The following is an 18,340-nucleotide window of genomic DNA, read 5'->3' as shown; positions in this document are numbered from 1 at the left end:
TATTTAACCTTTGTATAACAAAGTTATTAAGGGTTAAAAAAACCGCGATAAGTACAAGCGGTTTTAGGCGACAATGCTATCCCCATTTTCATTTGTGAGCTGTTTTGCAGCTAATTCAGTATCTTTAATAACACGTTCTAATTCTTGAATATAGGCTAAAAACCGTTGTCGTCCTGTTGGTGTTAAATAACAGAGGGTTTGAGGTCGGTTGTTTTGAAAACTTTTATCAAGATTAACCAAGCCTTCTTCTTCTAGGGCTTTAAGATGGCGGCTTAAATTGCCATCCGTTAGCGTACATAATACTTTTAAATCATTAAATAAAATCCCCTCTTTTTGGGTTAAAAGTGAGGTTAAAATTCCCAAACGGGCTTTTTCGTGCATGATGCGGTCTAAGCCATCATAGGCATAACGACCTGTTTGTTTATCTGCTGTCATAACGGAATAACCTGTGTTAGCTGTGACGCTCTAAATCCCAATAGAGAATCCCTGCAATACATAATTGCCCAATACCAAATGCTAAACCCATGCTAAATGGCTGTAAACTATCGCCTGTTGTTGCTTGCATAAAAAGAAGCGTTGCTGCAAACAAGTAGTATGTACCCGCCCAAAAAATTTTAAACGGTAGGTAAGGACGACACGCAAATACACCGAGTCCAAAAATTAAACACCACAGGGCCGGTAAGTAGCGGATTAGCTCTTCCCCCACCTGCCCAGCAACTAAACTGACTAAGCCACCCGCAAAGAGAGTCGGGGCAAATTGTAAAAACATTGCATGGTCTTTTTCACGGGCTAATACGGTTTGATGATGGTAGTAACGGTGCGCAAGCAACCCCAGCGTGAGCAAGATATTGACAATCGCCACACTAACCCAAAGCATAAGAAAATAATAAGGATTTTTGTCTAACCAAATTGATTGTAATGCGGCTGCAAATAATGCGCTAAAGGCGGTGAGTGCAACAGGCAACGCCCGCAATCCACGATAAAATTCTGTGCGGGATAGATGGGCGTGAATTTCTGCCAATTGGTTTAGGGCTTTGTCAATTTCCATGAAAATAACGATAACGTAATTACTTTGCATTGTAAAGTTAAATTGAAAAATGATTATTTAAACACCGAGTTGATGCAATTAAGCATATTATATTGAATATGTTTTAGAAGTAGCGTTGAATATACGCTATATAAAAATACTGTTGATTTTCTTTATTATTTAAAAATGGCATAGTTCAATCTCGTTGTACTGATTTAGGGAAGCACAAATGACTTTTAAAGAAGGCTTAGTTCGAGCGCGTAGCCACATTGTTTTTATCATTGCTTTATTGGTTTCTTTTTTTATCGTGGAGCGTCTTAATATGTTAGATAGTACCCTGCATAATCCCTTGAATATTCCTAAAGAAGCTAATTATCCTTTACGTGTATCACAGGCATTAAGCACGGTTCAGATTGAGCAAGCACAAATTGCTTGGCAGTATTTTGAGAAAAACTATCAGGCACAGACAGGATTGGTTAATTCTGCGGATAAATACCCTTCAACCACAATGTGGGATACTGCTTCCTATCTAATGGCATTAATCAGTGCGCGTCAATTGGAAATTATTTCCCCCTTTAGTTTTGACCAGCGGGTTTCCCTTTTATTAACCAGTTTGGCAAGAATGCCCTTATTTGATAATAAACTACCTAATAAATCATATAATACGCTAACATTGGAAATGACGGATTACAATAATCATCCCATTGCTCGCGGCATCGGTTGGTCAGCAATTGATATCGCCCGTTTATTAGTCCCGTTTAATATCTTAGTATGGCAATATCCACAACATACTATTGCTATTCAATCTGTTATGCGACGCTTTGATTTTTCTGCACTGGTACACAATGGGCAAATGATGGGGGCTATCGTGAATAGCGCAGGCGATACTCATTATGTGCAAGAAGGACGATTAGGCTACGAACAATATGCAGCTAAATCATTATTATTATTAGGTTTAGATGTGGGTACTGCTGCGAATTATGTTAATTTTCTTAAGTTTTTATCAGTTTATCATATAGATATTCCAACCGATAATCGCACACCCGACCAATATGATGCGCATAATTATGTTGTTAGTGAATCCTATATCTTAGACGGGTTAGAGTTCGGTTGGGACCAAACATCGGCTGAATTCGCATATCGTGTTTATCAGGCACAGGCAGAACGCTTTAAAAATACTAATATTTTAACTGCCGTGAGCGAAGACCACATCGATGAACCCCCTTACTTTGTATATAACACAATTTTTAGTAGCGGAAAGTTTTGGAACACCTTGACAGATAAGGGAGAAGATGCAAGTCAATTTAAATCCCTCAGTGTTAAAGCCGTTTTTGGTTGGAATGCCTTATATGAAACAGATTACACCGCACGTTTAATGGCAACAGTGACCGGCTTATATGATAAAGAACGCGGCTGGTATGCAGGATTATACGAACACAGTCAACAACCGAATAAAGCCCTTACGGCTAATACAAATGCCATTATTTTAGAAAGTTTAAATTATCAACGTGCAGGAAAGTTGGTAAAACTTCGATAGTTTTTCATTTCTCTTTTCTCCGACTGAATAAATTACTATGCGTTATTTTCTTTTGATATTTAACAGTTTATTTTTAGTGGCTTGTAACAATATTTATTCTCCTAGCGAGCCTGTACCAAGTCCATTACCAACCCATAGCAGTAGCATTACGCAAGACGCACTACAACATGCAACTGAATTTCGTAAGCCCGCGCCCTTAACCGCAAAAGAACGGCAAATGGCACAAATTGCATGGCGATATTTTGAAAATAATTACCAAGCAAAAACAGGGTTTGTCAATGCTGTACAAGATTATCCTTCAGTGACGATGTGGGACGCAGGGTCTTATTTAGGCGGATTAATGGCAGCACAGATGCTGGATTTAATAGACGCGACAGAATTTGATGACCGTCTAACCACGTTATTAACAACCTTGAGTAAACTCGACTTATTTCGTGGCGAATTGCCTAACAAGGTATATCACACACAAACCACCGAAAAAGTAAATTATGCCAATCAACCGGGAGAAATTGGATTTTCTGCGTTAGATTTGGGTAGAATGCTAATTCTTTTTAAAATTATTAAATTACGCTATCCCGCTCCCAAATACGCCGACCTTATCGATAGTTTTGTCTTACGTTGGAATTTCTGCAATATGATAGACAAAAACGGCATGATGTTTGGTGCGCACTTAAATGACCAACAACAAACGGTGTATGTACAGGAAGGTCGCTTAGGCTACGAAGAATATGCCGCAAAGGGTTTTCAACTATGGGGATTTAAAACCCCACAAGCCAGCAAAGTAGAACCCTATAAAACGGTTAGTATATATGATATTGATATTCCTTATGATAGCCGAGACCCGCGCGAGTTAGTGGCTCATAATTATGTGGTGACAGAAAGTTATGTATTAGATGCACTAGAACTTAACTGGAATACCATTATTCCAAAATCACCCGTAAATGCCCAACATACGGATACTTTCATGCTTGATTTTGCTAAACGGGTTTATGCTGTACAAGAAGCCCGCTATCGGCAGACAGGCATTTTCACCGCACGCACAGAACACCAACTAGACAGCGACCCCTATTTTGTGTACGACACTATCTACACGGATGGATTCCCTTGGAACACGATTACAGAAACAGGAAAAAACGTTCCGCAATTTTCCGCCGTAGCATTAAAGGGCGCGCTGGGATTATGGGCTGTTTGGGATACCCCTTATACCAATAGTCTCTTTAATTTTATTGCAGAAAAACATGACCCAACCAAAGGTTTTTATGAAGGGGTTTATGAAGATGGCAGAGGCGTTATTCAAACATTTACCTCAAATAATAACGGCATCATGCTAGAAGGATTACTTTATAAAACAATGGGGCATTTATTAGCATTTGATGCACTGCAAAATCCGCCAGAAGGACTGTGGGAAAAAACCTTAAAAACGGATGCAGAAAAAGTTGGAAAACAATGTTTAACAGGACATTAACAACCCACTCCGCCACCAAGCATAATAGGATTGTGACCACCTATGAAACGGGTTTTTCTCTTTTTAAGTTGTTTTTGCCTGCTCAATAGTTGTGGTGTTCTTGTGCGTAGCTTACACCGTGGCGCGGAAAATCTATCAACCTCGCCTATTTTTTATCAAGGGCGACACGGCGATTTAACCGAAGAAGAACAACAATGGGCAAAAATTGCATGGTTATACTTTGAAAATAACTATAACCCTGCAACGGGCATGGTCAATACTAAAGATGGTTATCCCTCCGCAAGTTTATGGGATATTGCCGATACCATTGCCGCTACCCTTGCCGCAAAAGAATTAAAGCTTATCAATGACTACGTGTTTGACCAGCGCATTTCAACGCTACTCAATTTTCTCAATCGCCTAGACCTTGCTTTTGGAAAACTGCCCAACAAGTTATATCATGCCAGTCAAGGTAATATGACCAACTACGCCAATGAACCCGACAATATTGGCTGGTCAGCCGTAGATATTGGGCGTTTACTCATTTGGTTACACATCCTAAAAACCCGTTTACCCCAATATAGCGAATATGTTGACAAAGCCGTGCTGCGCTGGCATTTCTGCGAAATTGTTGATGATTGTGGAAATATCTCAGGCGCATACAAAGATGAACAACAAGCGGCAAAACTGTACGATGATACCCGCATTGGCTATACCGAATATGCACAAACGGGCTACCAAATTTGGGGATTTGAAACTTATAAAACCCAAGTTCCCTATGCAGTAAAAAATATTTTAGGCATTGATATTATTTATGATTCACGCGACCCAAGACGAGTTGGTAATTACTCGCCCGTTGTGAGTATGCCTTATTTACTTCATGGATTAGAGCTTAATTGGGACAAAACCGACGACACACAAAGCACACCAACGTATTACACCGATAGCTTTATGGCAGATAGCGCACGCAATATTTATGCAGTACAAGCAGAACGTTATGCAAAAGACAAAATTTTTACTGCACGTACTGACCATGCCATTGGTTTCGCACCCTATTTTGTACAAGACAGCATTTTTGCAGGTGGCTTTGCATGGAATACCTTGGATACAGAAGGCAATTACCTGCCACACCTCGCGCTCGTATCAACCCGTGCAACTTTTGGTCTATGGGCTTTGTGGAAAACACCTTATACCGATGCACTCATGAATCTTATTAAGACGATGTATCAAGGTGATAAAGGTTGGTACGAAGGACGCTATGAACAAACAGGCGGGCATGAACGAACATTTACCAGCGCAACCAACGCAACCGTTTTAGAATCGCTATTTTATAAAAAAGTAGGGAAATTATATAAACCCGTTGGAAAACAAACTTATATTGATGTATTGCTTGCCGATGAATTTAAACGTCCTCCCTACTGCTTTCCGCAAACCCGTGATGTCTGTACAAAAAAACCATAAAAATGTGTTGAATCAGAATTCATCAGCTTTTCAGAATATTAAATAATGCTGAAAATCCTGATTCAGCCCCTTTTTATAACAATACTTATCGACGCACGGCTTCATAAGGTATATCTCTGATTTTATCGTGAATATTCATTCTATAATCAACAAAATCATTAACACGGTCAAAGTGCATAAAAGGATTCCCCACTAATTGCTCGGCGATGGTTGAGGTTGGATTTTGTGCATAATTATGTCCCGGATGGATAATCGTATCAGCCGATAACGCAGTCCCTATATGCTTTAATGTATTAAACATTTCTTCAGGATTTCCGCCTTTTAAATCACATCGCCCACAGCCAAACACAAATAAGGTGTCACCCGTCAGCACATTACCCGCCAAATGAAAACAAGCAGAACCCGGTGTATGTCCCGGTGTGTGCCAAATATCAATCTCGGTTTTCCCCACCTTCACAACATCACCACCGTGATGCAATGTTGGTAAATCCAGATATTTTCCCCAAAACTGCGCTTCAGATTTCAATAAATGAATTTGTGCATCATAAACCTTTAATAACTCAGTCAATCCATTAATATGGTCAATATGACTATGGGTTAATAACACATCCGTAATTTGTACGTCTTGTGCTTCAGCCGCTGCAATAATGGCAGGCACATCCCATGCGGGGTCAACGACAGCAGCACGATTTGTTGCATGGTCATGGATTAAATAAATAAAATTTTCCATCGGTCCAAGTTCAAGTGCAGTAATTGAAAAAGGTTTTTCCGCTATCACAAAAAATACTCCTGTTAGTATTAGATAAAAGGTTGCATTGCAAACACTACATCCCTAAATCATAAATTTCCATAATATCTTTTAAAATTCTATCAAAATCAATTTTTAAATCAATGAGTTTACCCGTGTAAATATCAAAAACCCATCCATGCACTTTTAAGCCTCTTTCTTTATGGGCTTGTTGCACGGCAGCCGTTTTAATTAAATTAATACATTGTTCCTGCACATTTAATTCAATCAAACGGTTATAACGATTATCCTCATTTAAAATGGCATTTAATTCTTTTTTATGTAACCGATACACATCGCGAACATTGCGTAACCAAGGATTTAAAATGCCCAAATCTTTTGACTGCATTGCAGCCTTAACCCCACCACAACAATAATGTCCACAAACAACAACATGATTTACTTTTAGATGTTTAATCGCATAATTTAAAACCGACATGACATTAACATCGATACTAATCACCATATTAGCGATATTTCTATGAATAAAAACCTCACCCGGTTGCACGCCCATTAACTCTTCAGCCGTCACACGACTGTCAGAACAGCCAATATAAAGAATGTCAGGATTTTGACCTTGTGAGAGTTTATTAAAATAATCTGGGTCGGCTGCTAATTTATCAGCTATCCATTTTTCATTGTTTTTAAAAACATCTTTAAGTTCCATAAGATAAATAACCTAAGAAAAAAACAAAAAGCTTAAAATAGAACACACTAAACAAGTGTTGTCTAACTTGGTCTATTCAATACAGTTACTAACAAACACTACGCCACATCCTTCATTTCATGCACCATTACGCCTTCTACAGCCGTTTGTGCCAATTCTACCAAGCGTCGATGATGAGTGAAAAATAATACTTGGGTGTGTTTGGCAACTTCATTTAATACGCTTAAAGTTGCTAATGAGCGGTCATCATCAAAATTTAATAAAATATCGTCAACTATTAATGGCATGATGGATTGTTTAGTTAAATATCGTTCAATACTGGCTAAGCGCAAAGCTAAATAAAGTTGGTCACGTGTGCCATCGCTCATTCCTGTGGTGGCGATGCCTTCACGGTTTAACTGGCGCAAGCCTAATAAAATTGGTTGGTCAGTTTGCCCATGAAAACCAACTTGTAAGCCTTGAAAATTACCCAGCGTTAAACGCTCGAATAATTCGCTAGCCCGTTGTAATAAAGGGGCTTGATGTTGTTCACGATAGCGTTCTATTGATTTGCGTAACACACTGGCGGCTAAATAAATGTGTGTGTAACGCTCGCTTAATTCTTGCATTTCTGCTAGGGCTAATTGTGCCTCATCTGCCGCACGTGCTGCGTCGGCGTTGCCATCCATTTGTTTTAGTAATAAACGCAATTCACCAATTTTCTGGTCCCATTCTGAACGTTCTTTTTCTAAGGTTTGAATCTGAGCGGTGCAATTTTCCAGTTGTTCTGTCAGTTGTTCAACTTCCACTGCATCTGCGGCACGCGCTAAATCTAATAAAGATAAGCCTTCTCCTTGTTCTGTAAGCTGTTGTTCTACTTCGTGTAGTTGCCGTTGTAACATTTGTTTTTTCGCTGAGGCTTGTTCGGCAATTTCTAAGGATTTTAAATCGTGGCAATGGGCCTGCGTCAATAAGGCTTGCAATTGGGCTTGTGTGGTTTGGACAGAATCGACAATTTTGTGCAGTCGTTCATTTTCGCTGTGTAATCGCTGTTGTAGTTGTTCAAAACGAGTGAGTTCACGTTCTGCTTGGCTGACACGGTTGGATAACATCGGCACGCTTTGTTCTACAGGTTCATTAAATAATTCAGGGGTTAAGTTCTGTACCACGCGCTCGACATCATGACGGAAAACATCCGCATCTTCATCCATACGTTCTATACGTCTGCGTAAACTGCTGATTTTATCAATTTTATTTAATATTTGTTCTAAACTATCCAACACATTACGGGCTGTATCAGGTGCGGTGTCGAAAGGTAATTGCAAGGGCAAAAGGGCTTTTGTCCAATCGGCTTGCCATGTTTTTAGTGCGTCTGTCGCTTGATAATGGCTGGATTCTAAGCGTTGTTGTTCTGCGGTTTGATTACGAATTTGTCTTTCTAAATCATCACGATGGTGTTGTAAATCCGTTATTTCGGCAATGCAGGCTTGCGCTTGTTCGATTAAATCGGCTAAACGGCTTAGTGGTAAGCTATTTTGTGGTAATTTAACTAAGGCTTGGGTCAAGGATTGACATAAATTGGCAATTAGCTCTTGTTTTACTTCTAAATGTTGGCGACGTTCACGCAGTAACTCAGCTTGTTGGCGCAATTGCTGACAATCATTTAACCAGCTCCGCATTTCAGCGGGTAAATATGGTTTAATGCCTAACGCTTGCCACACGGTTTCCCATTCGGTTGTTAAAGCTGCAAGCTGGTCATTTAATCCGTGCCATTTTTTGGCTTGTTGTTCTTGTTCGCGCTGGGCATTTTGTTGTTCTGCCATGAGGGCGGCGAGTTCGGCAACGCGGTGCGCTTCGCGGCGTAAACGGTCAGCAATATCATCGGCTTGTTGTACTGTATCCTCAAAGGTGTGATACATCTCAGCAGTGGCTTGTGCGTGTTTTAATGATTGCCAACGTTGTTGGCGTACATCTCGAGCTTTGTGTAAATCGGCTTCGGTTGGAATTTCACCTGCCCATTGTAATGCGTTGATTTTTTGGGTTGCAGAGCTGACCCGTTGCCGAGTTTCTAGCAGTTTTTCTTTTACCCGTTGCCGGTCGTTTTCTACTTCTTTAAATCGGCGGTCAAATTGTTCGACCCGTTCTGTGGGGGGGAGTGCAACTTGTTCTAATAGGGCTAAATTGCCTGTCCATAATCCTAGTTGTTTCAAGCCAATATCGGCTTTAACCGTTAATAAACGTACTTCTTTATCTTCTTTCGCTAAACTTTCTTCTAAATCGCCTTGTTTTAACGCACGTCCTAACGCCGCTTTTAATTCACTTAAATCGGGGGGGAGGGCTAAACCGTCTAATACATTTTTTTGTTGAATTAACTGTTGTTGAATTTTTTCTAGTCGGTCTTGCAAACTGGCCTGTTTTTCACGCAAGGCGGGGTAAGCATCAGCGAGTTGTTTTAGGCGTTCCCGTTGTGGATTGCTGATAAATAGGGTTGGCACATCGCTTAATGTCAGTTGTGGGTAAATCCGCCGTAATAACATTTGTGCTTCTGCTTCTATTGTGCGCATTTCAGTGCGCACACCGGGTAAATCGCGGGCGGCTTTTTGATGACTTCCTAATCGTTCACGTAAGTTGTAAATCGTGTCTTTATGTGTGAGTAGCGCGTCGGGAATAATTAGGCTTTCCGCTTGTGCTTGTAATTCTGCAATGGTTTGACGCACTTGTTTTTCTTGGGCGAGTGCGGTATTGAGGGTTAAGTTGGCTTGAATCCGTCGCGTTGCTGCGTCATCTGCGAGGGTAATAACCGCTCGTAACGGGTCTAGTTGTTGAGTCACGTCTTGATGACGATGTAATAAGGGGCGAGTGCGTTGGATGCGGGTGAGGCGGTGTTGCTCGGCGCGTAGGGCGCGTAACTTTTCACTTAAAAGCTGATGTTGAATATAGGCTTCGTCTAGGGATTTGGCTTGTTCTGCCCAGCGGGTTGCGGATAATGAGCAGTCTTTCATGCGTGAGCAGGCTTCTTTGTAGGCTTTAATCGTTTGGTTCAAGCGGGGCTTGCTTGCACGGGCTTTGAATAATTCGTCAGCTTCACGGTCTAATTCGGTTAGTAATTCGCGTAGTTTTAAACTGCCTGTTCCTGCTTCAAATAAACTTTCGCCAACATCACCACCGCCCTGTAGTAAATCTTCTCCACCTTGACGTAAACATTCATGGTCAAAACAAAATAAGGCGGTAAAACGGGCTTCTGTCATGCCGTTTAAAAAAGGCAATAAACTGTCTTCGGCTAAGGGGTTCATCTGCCAGTCGAGCAGGGTATTTTTGCGTCCTTTGCGCCGATAAAATAATAATTCTTCTCCTGACATATTCCGCAACTTGCCGCCAATCCGCAATTGGTCGGGGGCGTGTAGATAGGCATCGCCCGTGCGTTCAGGAATGCCAAATAGCCAATGTGTCAAGGCGCGACGTGTGGTACTTTTACCCGCCTCATTCGTGCCATAGATGACATGAAAATTTGTATCTGTCGCAGAGAAATCTAAGGATTTATTGGTAAAACGTCCAAAAGCAGCAAGATTAAGATGCAAAAGTTTCATGATTATCGTGATATTTGGTAAGTGCAAATAGATTTTCGCACGGGTTCTATTGCAAAATACAGCATACTTTTTACAAATTAGCAATAATTTTGCAGGTTTTTCGCTTAGAAAAAGCAAAATGAGGTCAAAATATAATGATTTCTCCCTCGCTTCCCCCTGAGTATTTGGATGTTGTGGATGCACAAGACAAGGTTATCGATTGTCAGTTACGCACGGATGTGCATCGTTTAGGGTTATGTCATCGGGCAGTGCATATTTTAGTGTTTAATCTGCAAGGTGATATTTATTTACAGCAACGCAGTTCACAAAAAAGTAGTTTTCCCAATTGTTGGGATTCTTCAGCCGCTGGCCATGTGGATGCAGGGGAAGATTATTTGCAGGCGGCCCAACGGGAGTTAGGGGAGGAATTGCAGGTTGTAGAACCGTTAGAGGCTTTATTTAAGTTGGATGCAAGCCCTATAACAACTAATGAATTTTGTTTTGTTTATAAGTGTATTACAACACAAATACCTGTGCCAGACCGTGTAGAAATTGCTCAAGCGGGATGGTTTACACCTGCGTTTGTGGCGGAATGGATACAGCGGGAAAGTCTGGCATTTACGCCTATTTTTAGAATAATTTGGAGTAAGTTATCTAAATCATCATAAAGCTAAAGGGCGCGTTATATTAATCAGGATTGAACAGTAAAAAATACTTAATTCTCAGGGTGTCATGTCTATTCGGTTTGCCAAGTAAATTGTTGTAAATTGACTTTTTCTTGCCAAAAAATAATGCCTTCTGCCTCTAAACAGTGTTTCTGCCATAAATACAAATCGCTCTCGGGGGGAAAAGAGATTTTTCCTTGTGCATTTAAAACACGAAACCAAGGGATTTCACTGTGTGGCGGGAGATGGTGTAACGCATAGCCGACTAGGCGTGCTTGGCGTGGAAACCCTGCTAATCGGGCAATTTGTCCGTAGGTAGCTATTTTTCCTATGGGAATTTGTTGAACAACCGACCAAATGCGGGTATATGTGGGGGATTTAGTGGGGGGCATGGGGAACTCGATTTTATATTTTTTAAATCTATCTGCCTCTAAATCATAGAATTTAGAGGCAGGATTTTAATGCTGTTTTAGGGAAAGAATAATATTTTTTTAGTCTAATTTAACTTCAACCAAGCCTTCAAACCCTTTTGCAAACCAGAGGCTATTATTGGTCATGCTAACAGCATCACCACTAATGCACTCGGTTTCTTTTAGGGCTGTGGGTTTGTTGTTGGCGGTGAGTTGGTACACGGTGCAAACGGCGGATTGATAAAATGGCATCGAGCTGCTTGACATAATGTCTGTATAGGCATAGTTCCATATGTCGCCAATTAGCACTTTGTCAGCGTAAGCGGCTTGCAGTTTTTGATAGCCTTCAAATATCCATGAACCTTCGTCAGCAAAATTCGCTTGTAAGCTGACTTTTAAAATTTGTGTTTGGGGGGGCGATTCTTCTGTTACGGGCGTGCTACTACCTTCACTGCTGGCGGTGTCTGCCATTGTGGTAGTCATCGGATAATAAATTTCCGCATTGTATGGCGTTTCGCATTTGATATATAACGATTCTGTCGTTACAAGGATTTGTGAATAGGGGGCGCAAGCTAATTCTCGACTGCTGATGAGTTTCGCGCTGTCAGCCGATAAACGAACTTGGTTGAGTAATAGGCGATTGTTGGTTGTGGATTCTTGTGTAATGAGCAGTTGAGTACCTGCAAAAGTAATCGGGCGACCGGGAATGGAAAATGTTGTTGCTTCAGTCGGTTTTTCGCCGGTAAGTTGCCATGTGTGTAATTGCCATTGCATCGCTTCAGTTGTTGTATTGTCAGGCTTTATCGTTGTATCAGCAAGAGAAACAGGTGAATAGGTACGTTTTTCTGCAAGGTAGAAGCGACCGTCTTGGGTGAATGGTGTGCTGCGTTCTATCCAATACGGGGTATCGTCTTGAACAAGGTTTTGTTCTAGTGTCCATGCGGGGCTAATCACGTTGTTTTCTGTGTTGACCGTTTGCACCGTGAGTGGGCTGTAGTTAAAGAAAACGGCGGTTTTTCCATCTAGGCTTATGTTGTTATAGCCGTGTGGTAATGACCAGCGTTGTGTGGGTTTGTTCAGGTCAGTGGGGGAAAATTGGTAGAAACGGCTGTAGCCATTCTTGCCATATCCACCTGCAAAGAGCTGTCCTGTGCTTGCCTTTATCCATTGAATATTGGTTGCTAATTCTAACTCACCTAATACTTTGGGTTTATCTGTTCCCCATTGGATGGTTAGTAAGGCTTGGTCGCCTAAAGCAACTAATTTGTCGGTATCTATGGGTGTGCTGCGTAATAGTTGTACAGGGCTAGAAACAAGACCTTTATCAGTGAGTTGTTTATTAGCTAGGGAGGCGATTTGTAAGTAACTGCCTACAGCATTACCCCATGATTCAATTGGTAAGGCAGTCAGTGCGCCATCCCAGTTTAGCAATAATGCCTGTTCGTCTTGTAAGGCTTGGGAATAGCTCCATGCGGCTTGGTTAACCAGTGGAACAAGGCGATTAATCAGTTGTGGTTTTGTGGGGTTGCTGACATCAAATAGACTTAATGCAGCACGTCTAACAGCTTGACTTGTTTCCCCTATTTCAGGTACATCATGGATGCCAATACTTAGTAGTAAGTTGTCATGGAAAAAAAGTTTTTCTGACCAACCGGGAATTTCTAGTTTTCCTAAAATACTCGGATTACTTGGGTCACTTAAATCTATAACCCATAAAGGGTCTTGTTGTTTATAGGTGACAATGTAGGCGCGATCACTGGTGAAACGGGTTGCAAATAGTGATTCATTAGGTGCAATTTTATCAATTTTACCAAGCAGTTGTAGGCTGGGTAATGCGTAAATTGCCAATGTACTGCCTGCTTCGCTCAGGTTAAATGGACTACCAAAAACAACACGGAGCTGTTGATTAGTAACATCAACATGAAATTCTGAGGGAATTCTTCCTGCAATAGTGAGGGCTGGCAAGGCTTTTAATGGGTTGACAGCATCATCTAATTCATAGACTTGAATCAGTGATTCTTGCCAATTGTCGGAGTTGAAATTGGTTACAACTAAGTGATCGGCGAAAATAGCCACATTGGGAGAATTGCCCACTAATTCTGTGCGTTTGACGATTTCTAATGTGCCATTTGTAAAGCGCAAGGCCATCAGTTGTAAGCCCACAGGACTGCCACAATCCGCACACGTTGTTAGACTGGTTAAACTTTTGGGTATTTGTGTGATTGCGTAAATAGTGTCATTACGACGGCGCGATTTAAGAAAACTACCATCTAATTCCAAACGGGTGTTTATTTCTAATCCGCCACTGCTGTTTTGTTGGGCAACAAGAACTTGTGTTCTTCCTGTTTCAGTTGTTACCGTTTGTAAGAGGACAATTTTATCATCAAAGAGATAGATTTCACGCGGTGTTCCTGCCAGTTCTAATTCACCTGTTAAACGGGGTTGTGCTGGGTCGCTGATGTCTATCAGTTGCAGTTTGTGTGCTTGAGCATTGGCGTAAAGTACTTTTTTTCCAATAACTTTGAAAATATCAGGTTTTTCCGTGCTGCTTGTGCCTAATCCTTCACTGGCTGGCAGGCTGGTGGTTGTGCCAGCAGTATCCGTGTTAGCGATAGCGATATTGGGTGATAAAAAAAAGCGTTGCCCCGGTAAGCGGAGATAGCCTGCTTGTGTTGTAAGGGGGAGAATCGATGTTGCATCCCATTGGGTATTATCTAATGGATTTGCATTGGGTTTAGTTGCAACAAGGGCGACAAAACAGCGGTGATTGTCAGGACAAATTGCATCTAAATCAGTTAAGGCTTGGGTTGTAAAGGGTTCAATATCCATAGGCGTATCCGCAATAGGGAAGAGTCCTTTTTTCCAACCATCGCTCACTGTCCAAGATAAAAACATGTCTGTGGCTGTCGTATCTACATCCACCCATGTTAGATAAACCGTTTTATTTTTGAATTTTTCGGTATTGCTAACGGTAACTTGTGAATGGTCATCTTGTTTTTCAACGCTAACTTGCCATGCTAGGCTTGGCATACTCACCACAAGAGAGAGTGCGCCAAATAGTAAAGTACGAGTAAAACGCATAAAATTGCTCCTAAAAATAGGTCTTAAGGATTAATAGCGAAAGTGTAGCTTAAGATTAGTAAGCTATCCATAGGGATATAAGCCATTGTGTTTGTCCTGATTTGTTTGGCACAACGGGGGGCAACAATATGAGCGCAATTTATATAAATGCAGATAACTGTTTTGTGATAAATAAAGATAAATATTCTATATTTAAAACATTCTTTGCTTATTTACTACCATTATGACCAGAATAACAATATAAAGCGCGTCGTCAGTTTGACGGTGAAACATCACAAGGTAGAATTTATGTCTCATGTTCCAGTGCAACAAAGCCAATTGCAACAGTTATTCTTACTTTCAGTAACAGATAAACGAACTGATTTAATTAATAATATGCTATTAGCGGAGCAACAAGGTTGGCAAGGAGAGGCAGTAGAAAAGTTGCAACAGATTGTATTGCGTTTGATGGGGGCAAGTGTTTATGGTTTTGCCGACATTAGTGCAATTGCACATGCCGTTGAACAGCATTTACAAGCAGACATTATTGAGGATAAAGCAGATTTATATTCAAGTTTAAAACGGTTATGTGATTTATTAACAATTTATGCAGAACAACAGAATACAGATTCTTTGCCCTCATCAACATCACTTATTTCCCCGCCCGCGCTTAAGCATATTCTGTACATAGATAATAAAAGTATAGAGAATGAAACCTTTGTAAAACAAATAGAAAATATGGGATATCATATTATTTGGTGTCAAGATATGAACGGGTTAATTCAACATATCCACCTTATAAAACCAGATGTTATCTTAATGGACGAACTGACAACCGCATCGCTTGCGCAAATTGGCACGTTGCTTAAAACCCATTTTTTAACAAAAATACCCTGTTTTTTCATCTCTTATCAAGATAGTGTGAGCAGTCGCCTCCATGCGATTGCGGCGGGTGCAATACATTATTTGCCCAAACCCATTACACCCATTAATGTGCAAACAACCTTTGAGCAGTTATCAATAGCCCACTCCATCAACTATCGTGTTCTTTTACTTGAAGAACCCGAAGATACACAACAACCCTATCATCTTGCTCTGCGTGCGGCTTATTTACATCTGCAAATCACCAATACCGCAAGCGAAATGATAGATATGCTAATTACATTTAAGCCACATTTACTATTGATTAACCTGCATAATGACATAGAACAAGGGATACATCTTGCTACACTGATTCGCCAAGAAGAAGTTTATTTAACCATACCGATTGTGTTCCTAACGGATGAAGAAATGCCTGAAGCCGATTTGCATTCTCTGCTTATTAATGGCGATGGCTGTTTACGGCTTTCTATTGACCCTGATTATTTAGTCAACTATCTCTTGACCCGTATTCAACATGCTCACCGTCTGGAAACATTGTTAGCCTATGATGGGTTAACCCATTTGTTTAACGCGGATATGTTTCGCAATCGGTTACTCTCCAATATTGCCAATGCAGAACGTTCAGGCAGCCCTATTGCACTTGCTATGCTAGACATAGATAATTTTAAACAAATTATTCAAAAATATGGTCATTGGACGGGTAATAATATAATCAAGCAAGTTGCTAAACTCTTACGACAACGGTTTCGTCGTGGCGATTTATTAGGACACTATCAAGGCGACCGCTTTGTTATCGCCTTAAACGATGCGGATATGCTTTCTGCACAACAAGTGCTTGAACATTTAGTAGAAGAAATTGCCAATAGCAATGTTAAAATTAACGGTGTCTCACTACCGCTCACGCTCAGTGTTGGTATTGCCTATTATCCCGGACACTTACACTGCGAGGATGGAAATAGTGAACGAGATATATTGCAAGCGGCTGAAAAATCAGTACAAGAAGCGAAGCGACGCGGGCATAATCAAGTCGTTGCGACCTCATTAGAAGCGATTATTGATTGATTCAAATTTGACGTAATATCGATAGGCATGAATAGATTGGCTGATTATCCAAATAAACCGCTAAAATAAAGCATTTGGATGCTTACCAATTCTACGTATTCTATAACACCTTTGAATAAAGACTAAAGCAACACATCCATACAGTAAAAAGCTATCTTAAAATAGTATAAGACCATGATAATTTTTACTAAACAATTTGCTCAAACCTTTGAACTTTCTAAAAAGAAAGTTCACTATCTGCAAATCATAAGTCCGAATAATTATTGCACGAACGCTAAGGAATCCGTTAAGCATGTCAGATAACCCCACTCCACTTGCAGAAGAAGAAGCTCGTCCACTGCGTATTTTATTAGTTGATGACGACGCTTTCATTTTAACCCTCATGTCCGCTTGGCTAGAAGATGCAGGTTATGAAGTTGCCACCGTTGAAAGTGGTGAAAAAGCCGTGTTAGAACTCCCCCTTTTCCGTCCCCATTTAGTCGTCACCGATTTACGCATGGATGGCATGGACGGCATTGCTTTATTAAAACAAATTCAAGATTATAACACCATATTACCCGTTATCATGTTAAGTGGTAGCGCGCAAATTTCTGATGCTGTCCGTGCAACGCATCAAGGTGTTTTCGAGTTTTTAACTAAACCTGTGGACCCTGAAGACCTTTTCCGCTGTGTACAAGCTGCATTAACCCATGTAGGCACTGCAAACAGAGAAGAAGCGTCAGAATTTGCCCCAGAAATTATTCACCGCAGTGCCATTATGTCCAATATGCTTAAGCAAGCGCATCGAGTGGCAAAAACCCGAAGCAATGTTTTTATTGGTGGAGCAACTGGTACGGGTAAAGAACTGCTCGCCCGTGCAATTCACCGCGCAAGCCCTCGTAAAGACCAAGTATTTTTAGCGATTAATTGTGGTGCCTTGTCCGAACAGCTCTTAGAATCCGAACTCTTTGGACATGAAAAAGGTGCATTTACAGGCGCAGTACGTAAAAACTTAGGACTGTTTCAAGCGGCAAATGGCGGTACTTTATTTTTAGATGAAATCGGTGATATGCCTGCTAATTTACAAGTAAAGTTATTACGTACGCTACAAGATGGACAAGTTAAATCCGTGGGAGCTGTCAACAGTGTTACGGTTGATGTACGAATTATTTCCGCAACTCACCACGATTTAGAAGCCTCTGTAAGACGAGGCGAATTCCGTGAAGATTTATTTTACCGCTTAAATGTCATTCCGCTCTATTTACCGCCTTTATCGCAACGACGCGAAGATATTTCCCTGCTAATCGACTATTTCCTGACCAAACAAGCCCAGCGTGAAGCCGTTGAACAAGTGCCACGTTTTTCCCCTGAAGCAATGGAATATATTATCGACCTATCATGGCCGGGTAATGTTCGCCAACTACAGAACGTGGTTGAACAATGTAGTGTTCTCTGCGCATCCCCCATTATCCCCCTTTCGCTGGTAAAACAAGCCTTACGTGACAGTGAAACTAAATTTCAAACCCTTACTCAAGCCCGTAAAGAATTTGATAAAAACTATTTGCAACGCGTGATGAATATGGTGGCAGGAGACACACTTCATGCAGCACACATTGCAGGATGTGAACCTGATGATTTTAAAAACTTGCTACGTGAATATGCTATAGACCCATTACGCTATTTAAAAAATCAGGAAGAAGAAAAGGAAAACAGTAAAAGAGGCGAAAATATCCATTTACAATAAAAAAACCTTACTTTCAGCTAAATCAAACAAGGGCGTACTCGCCACGCCACGCCCTTTCTTTAATTATGAC

Annotated in this window: 13 protein-coding genes; 6 read left to right on the top strand and 7 right to left on the bottom strand. The window is 40.8% G+C overall.

All coding sequences use genetic code 11. The annotated features are described in order from the left end of the window. Positions 1-63: 63 nt before the first annotated feature. Both AL038_RS06890 and AL038_RS06885 read right to left on the bottom strand, forming a co-directional pair. Positions 64-435: a transcriptional regulator gene (locus AL038_RS06890; protein ID WP_062150886.1), complete on the bottom strand. Its 372-nt coding sequence runs from the start codon at positions 433-435 to the stop codon at positions 64-66. Between the two features lie 16 nt (positions 436-451). Beyond that, positions 452-1,048 carry a hypothetical protein gene (locus AL038_RS06885; RefSeq protein WP_145917068.1) on the bottom strand — a complete coding sequence of 199 codons (597 nt, stop codon included), beginning with the start codon at positions 1,046-1,048 and terminating at the stop codon, positions 452-454. A gap of 208 nt (positions 1,049-1,256) precedes the next feature. Between AL038_RS06885 and AL038_RS06880 the strand changes: the two genes are divergently transcribed. Genes AL038_RS06880 through AL038_RS06870 form a run of 3 tightly spaced genes read left to right on the top strand, consistent with a single transcriptional unit; the run spans position 1,257 to position 5,469 of the window. Continuing rightward, positions 1,257-2,564 carry a DUF3131 domain-containing protein gene (locus tag AL038_RS06880; protein ID WP_062150881.1) on the top strand — a complete coding sequence of 436 codons (1,308 nt, stop codon included), beginning with the start codon at positions 1,257-1,259 and terminating at the stop codon, positions 2,562-2,564. Between the two features lie 37 nt (positions 2,565-2,601). After that, a complete protein-coding gene (locus AL038_RS06875; RefSeq protein ID WP_062150878.1) occupies positions 2,602-4,029 on the top strand; it encodes a DUF3131 domain-containing protein in 1,428 nt (475 codons plus the stop codon). Between the two features lie 42 nt (positions 4,030-4,071). Continuing rightward, positions 4,072-5,469, top strand: a complete 1,398-nt coding sequence (locus AL038_RS06870; protein WP_062150875.1) for a DUF3131 domain-containing protein — start codon at positions 4,072-4,074, stop codon at positions 5,467-5,469. Between the two features lie 85 nt (positions 5,470-5,554). Here AL038_RS06870 and AL038_RS06865 read toward each other — a convergent pair whose 3' ends face one another. The 3 genes from AL038_RS06865 to AL038_RS06855 all read right to left on the bottom strand — a co-directional run bounded on the left by AL038_RS06865 (position 5,555) and on the right by AL038_RS06855 (position 10,489). Continuing rightward, positions 5,555-6,247, bottom strand: coding sequence for an MBL fold metallo-hydrolase (locus tag AL038_RS06865; RefSeq protein ID WP_201800136.1), 693 nt, complete (start codon positions 6,245-6,247; stop codon positions 5,555-5,557). A 46-nt stretch (positions 6,248-6,293) separates the two neighbouring features. Beyond that, the gene (locus tag AL038_RS06860) at positions 6,294-6,923 is read right to left on the bottom strand and encodes a carbonic anhydrase (RefSeq protein WP_062150872.1); all 630 of its coding nucleotides are present in this window, start codon (positions 6,921-6,923) and stop codon (positions 6,294-6,296) included. A gap of 98 nt (positions 6,924-7,021) precedes the next feature. Beyond that, a complete protein-coding gene (locus AL038_RS06855) occupies positions 7,022-10,489 on the bottom strand; it encodes a YhaN family protein (RefSeq protein ID WP_062150869.1) in 3,468 nt (1,155 codons plus the stop codon). Between the two features lie 134 nt (positions 10,490-10,623). On the opposite strand from AL038_RS06855, the gene AL038_RS06850 reads away from it, so the two are divergent. Then, on the top strand, positions 10,624-11,136 hold the full coding sequence (locus AL038_RS06850) for an NUDIX hydrolase (protein ID WP_062150867.1): 513 nt from the start codon (positions 10,624-10,626) through the stop codon (positions 11,134-11,136). A 68-nt stretch (positions 11,137-11,204) separates the two neighbouring features. Here AL038_RS06850 and AL038_RS06845 read toward each other — a convergent pair whose 3' ends face one another. Both AL038_RS06845 and AL038_RS06840 read right to left on the bottom strand, forming a co-directional pair. Continuing rightward, the gene (locus AL038_RS06845; RefSeq protein WP_062150864.1) at positions 11,205-11,525 is read right to left on the bottom strand and encodes an MGMT family protein; all 321 of its coding nucleotides are present in this window, start codon (positions 11,523-11,525) and stop codon (positions 11,205-11,207) included. Positions 11,526-11,624: 99 nt separating this feature from the next. Further along, complete coding sequence (locus AL038_RS06840; protein ID WP_062150861.1) at positions 11,625-14,624, bottom strand: beta-propeller domain-containing protein; 3,000 nt, start codon at positions 14,622-14,624, stop codon at positions 11,625-11,627. A 288-nt stretch (positions 14,625-14,912) separates the two neighbouring features. On the opposite strand from AL038_RS06840, the gene AL038_RS06835 reads away from it, so the two are divergent. Together AL038_RS06835 and AL038_RS06830 are read left to right on the top strand one after the other, a co-directional pair. After that, positions 14,913-16,547 (top strand): GGDEF domain-containing response regulator, encoded by a 1,635-nt coding sequence (locus tag AL038_RS06835; protein ID WP_062150858.1) that lies wholly within the window; start codon positions 14,913-14,915, stop codon positions 16,545-16,547. A gap of 292 nt (positions 16,548-16,839) precedes the next feature. Beyond that, complete coding sequence (locus tag AL038_RS06830; protein ID WP_062150855.1) at positions 16,840-18,270, top strand: sigma-54-dependent transcriptional regulator; 1,431 nt, start codon at positions 16,840-16,842, stop codon at positions 18,268-18,270. Positions 18,271-18,340 lie beyond the last annotated feature (70 nt).

This window comes from Beggiatoa leptomitoformis, from assembly GCF_001305575.3.
Classification (GTDB): domain Bacteria; phylum Pseudomonadota; class Gammaproteobacteria; order Beggiatoales; family Beggiatoaceae; genus Beggiatoa; species Beggiatoa leptomitoformis.
This window is presented reverse-complemented; position numbering and strand designations above follow the sequence as displayed.

Bases quoted from the DNA above. Each gene is read 5' to 3' on its own strand.
- AL038_RS06830 (WP_062150855.1), top strand. From the start codon at position 16,840: ATGTCAGATAACCCCACTCCACTTGCAGAAGAAGAAGCTCGTCCACTG.
- AL038_RS06880 (WP_062150881.1), top strand. From the start codon at position 1,257: ATGACTTTTAAAGAAGGCTTAGTTCGAGCGCGTAGCCACATTGTTTTT.
- AL038_RS06845 (WP_062150864.1), bottom strand. From the start codon at position 11,525: ATGCCCCCCACTAAATCCCCCACATATACCCGCATTTGGTCGGTTGTT.
- AL038_RS06870 (WP_062150875.1), top strand. From the start codon at position 4,072: ATGAAACGGGTTTTTCTCTTTTTAAGTTGTTTTTGCCTGCTCAATAGT.
- AL038_RS06840 (WP_062150861.1), bottom strand. From the start codon at position 14,624: ATGCGTTTTACTCGTACTTTACTATTTGGCGCACTCTCTCTTGTGGTG.
- AL038_RS06885 (WP_145917068.1), bottom strand. From the start codon at position 1,048: ATGGAAATTGACAAAGCCCTAAACCAATTGGCAGAAATTCACGCCCAT.
- AL038_RS06835 (WP_062150858.1), top strand. From the start codon at position 14,913: ATGTCTCATGTTCCAGTGCAACAAAGCCAATTGCAACAGTTATTCTTA.
- AL038_RS06860 (WP_062150872.1), bottom strand. From the start codon at position 6,923: ATGGAACTTAAAGATGTTTTTAAAAACAATGAAAAATGGATAGCTGAT.
- AL038_RS06875 (WP_062150878.1), top strand. From the start codon at position 2,602: ATGCGTTATTTTCTTTTGATATTTAACAGTTTATTTTTAGTGGCTTGT.
- AL038_RS06855 (WP_062150869.1), bottom strand. From the start codon at position 10,489: ATGAAACTTTTGCATCTTAATCTTGCTGCTTTTGGACGTTTTACCAAT.
- AL038_RS06850 (WP_062150867.1), top strand. From the start codon at position 10,624: ATGATTTCTCCCTCGCTTCCCCCTGAGTATTTGGATGTTGTGGATGCA.
- AL038_RS06890 (WP_062150886.1), bottom strand. From the start codon at position 435: ATGACAGCAGATAAACAAACAGGTCGTTATGCCTATGATGGCTTAGAC.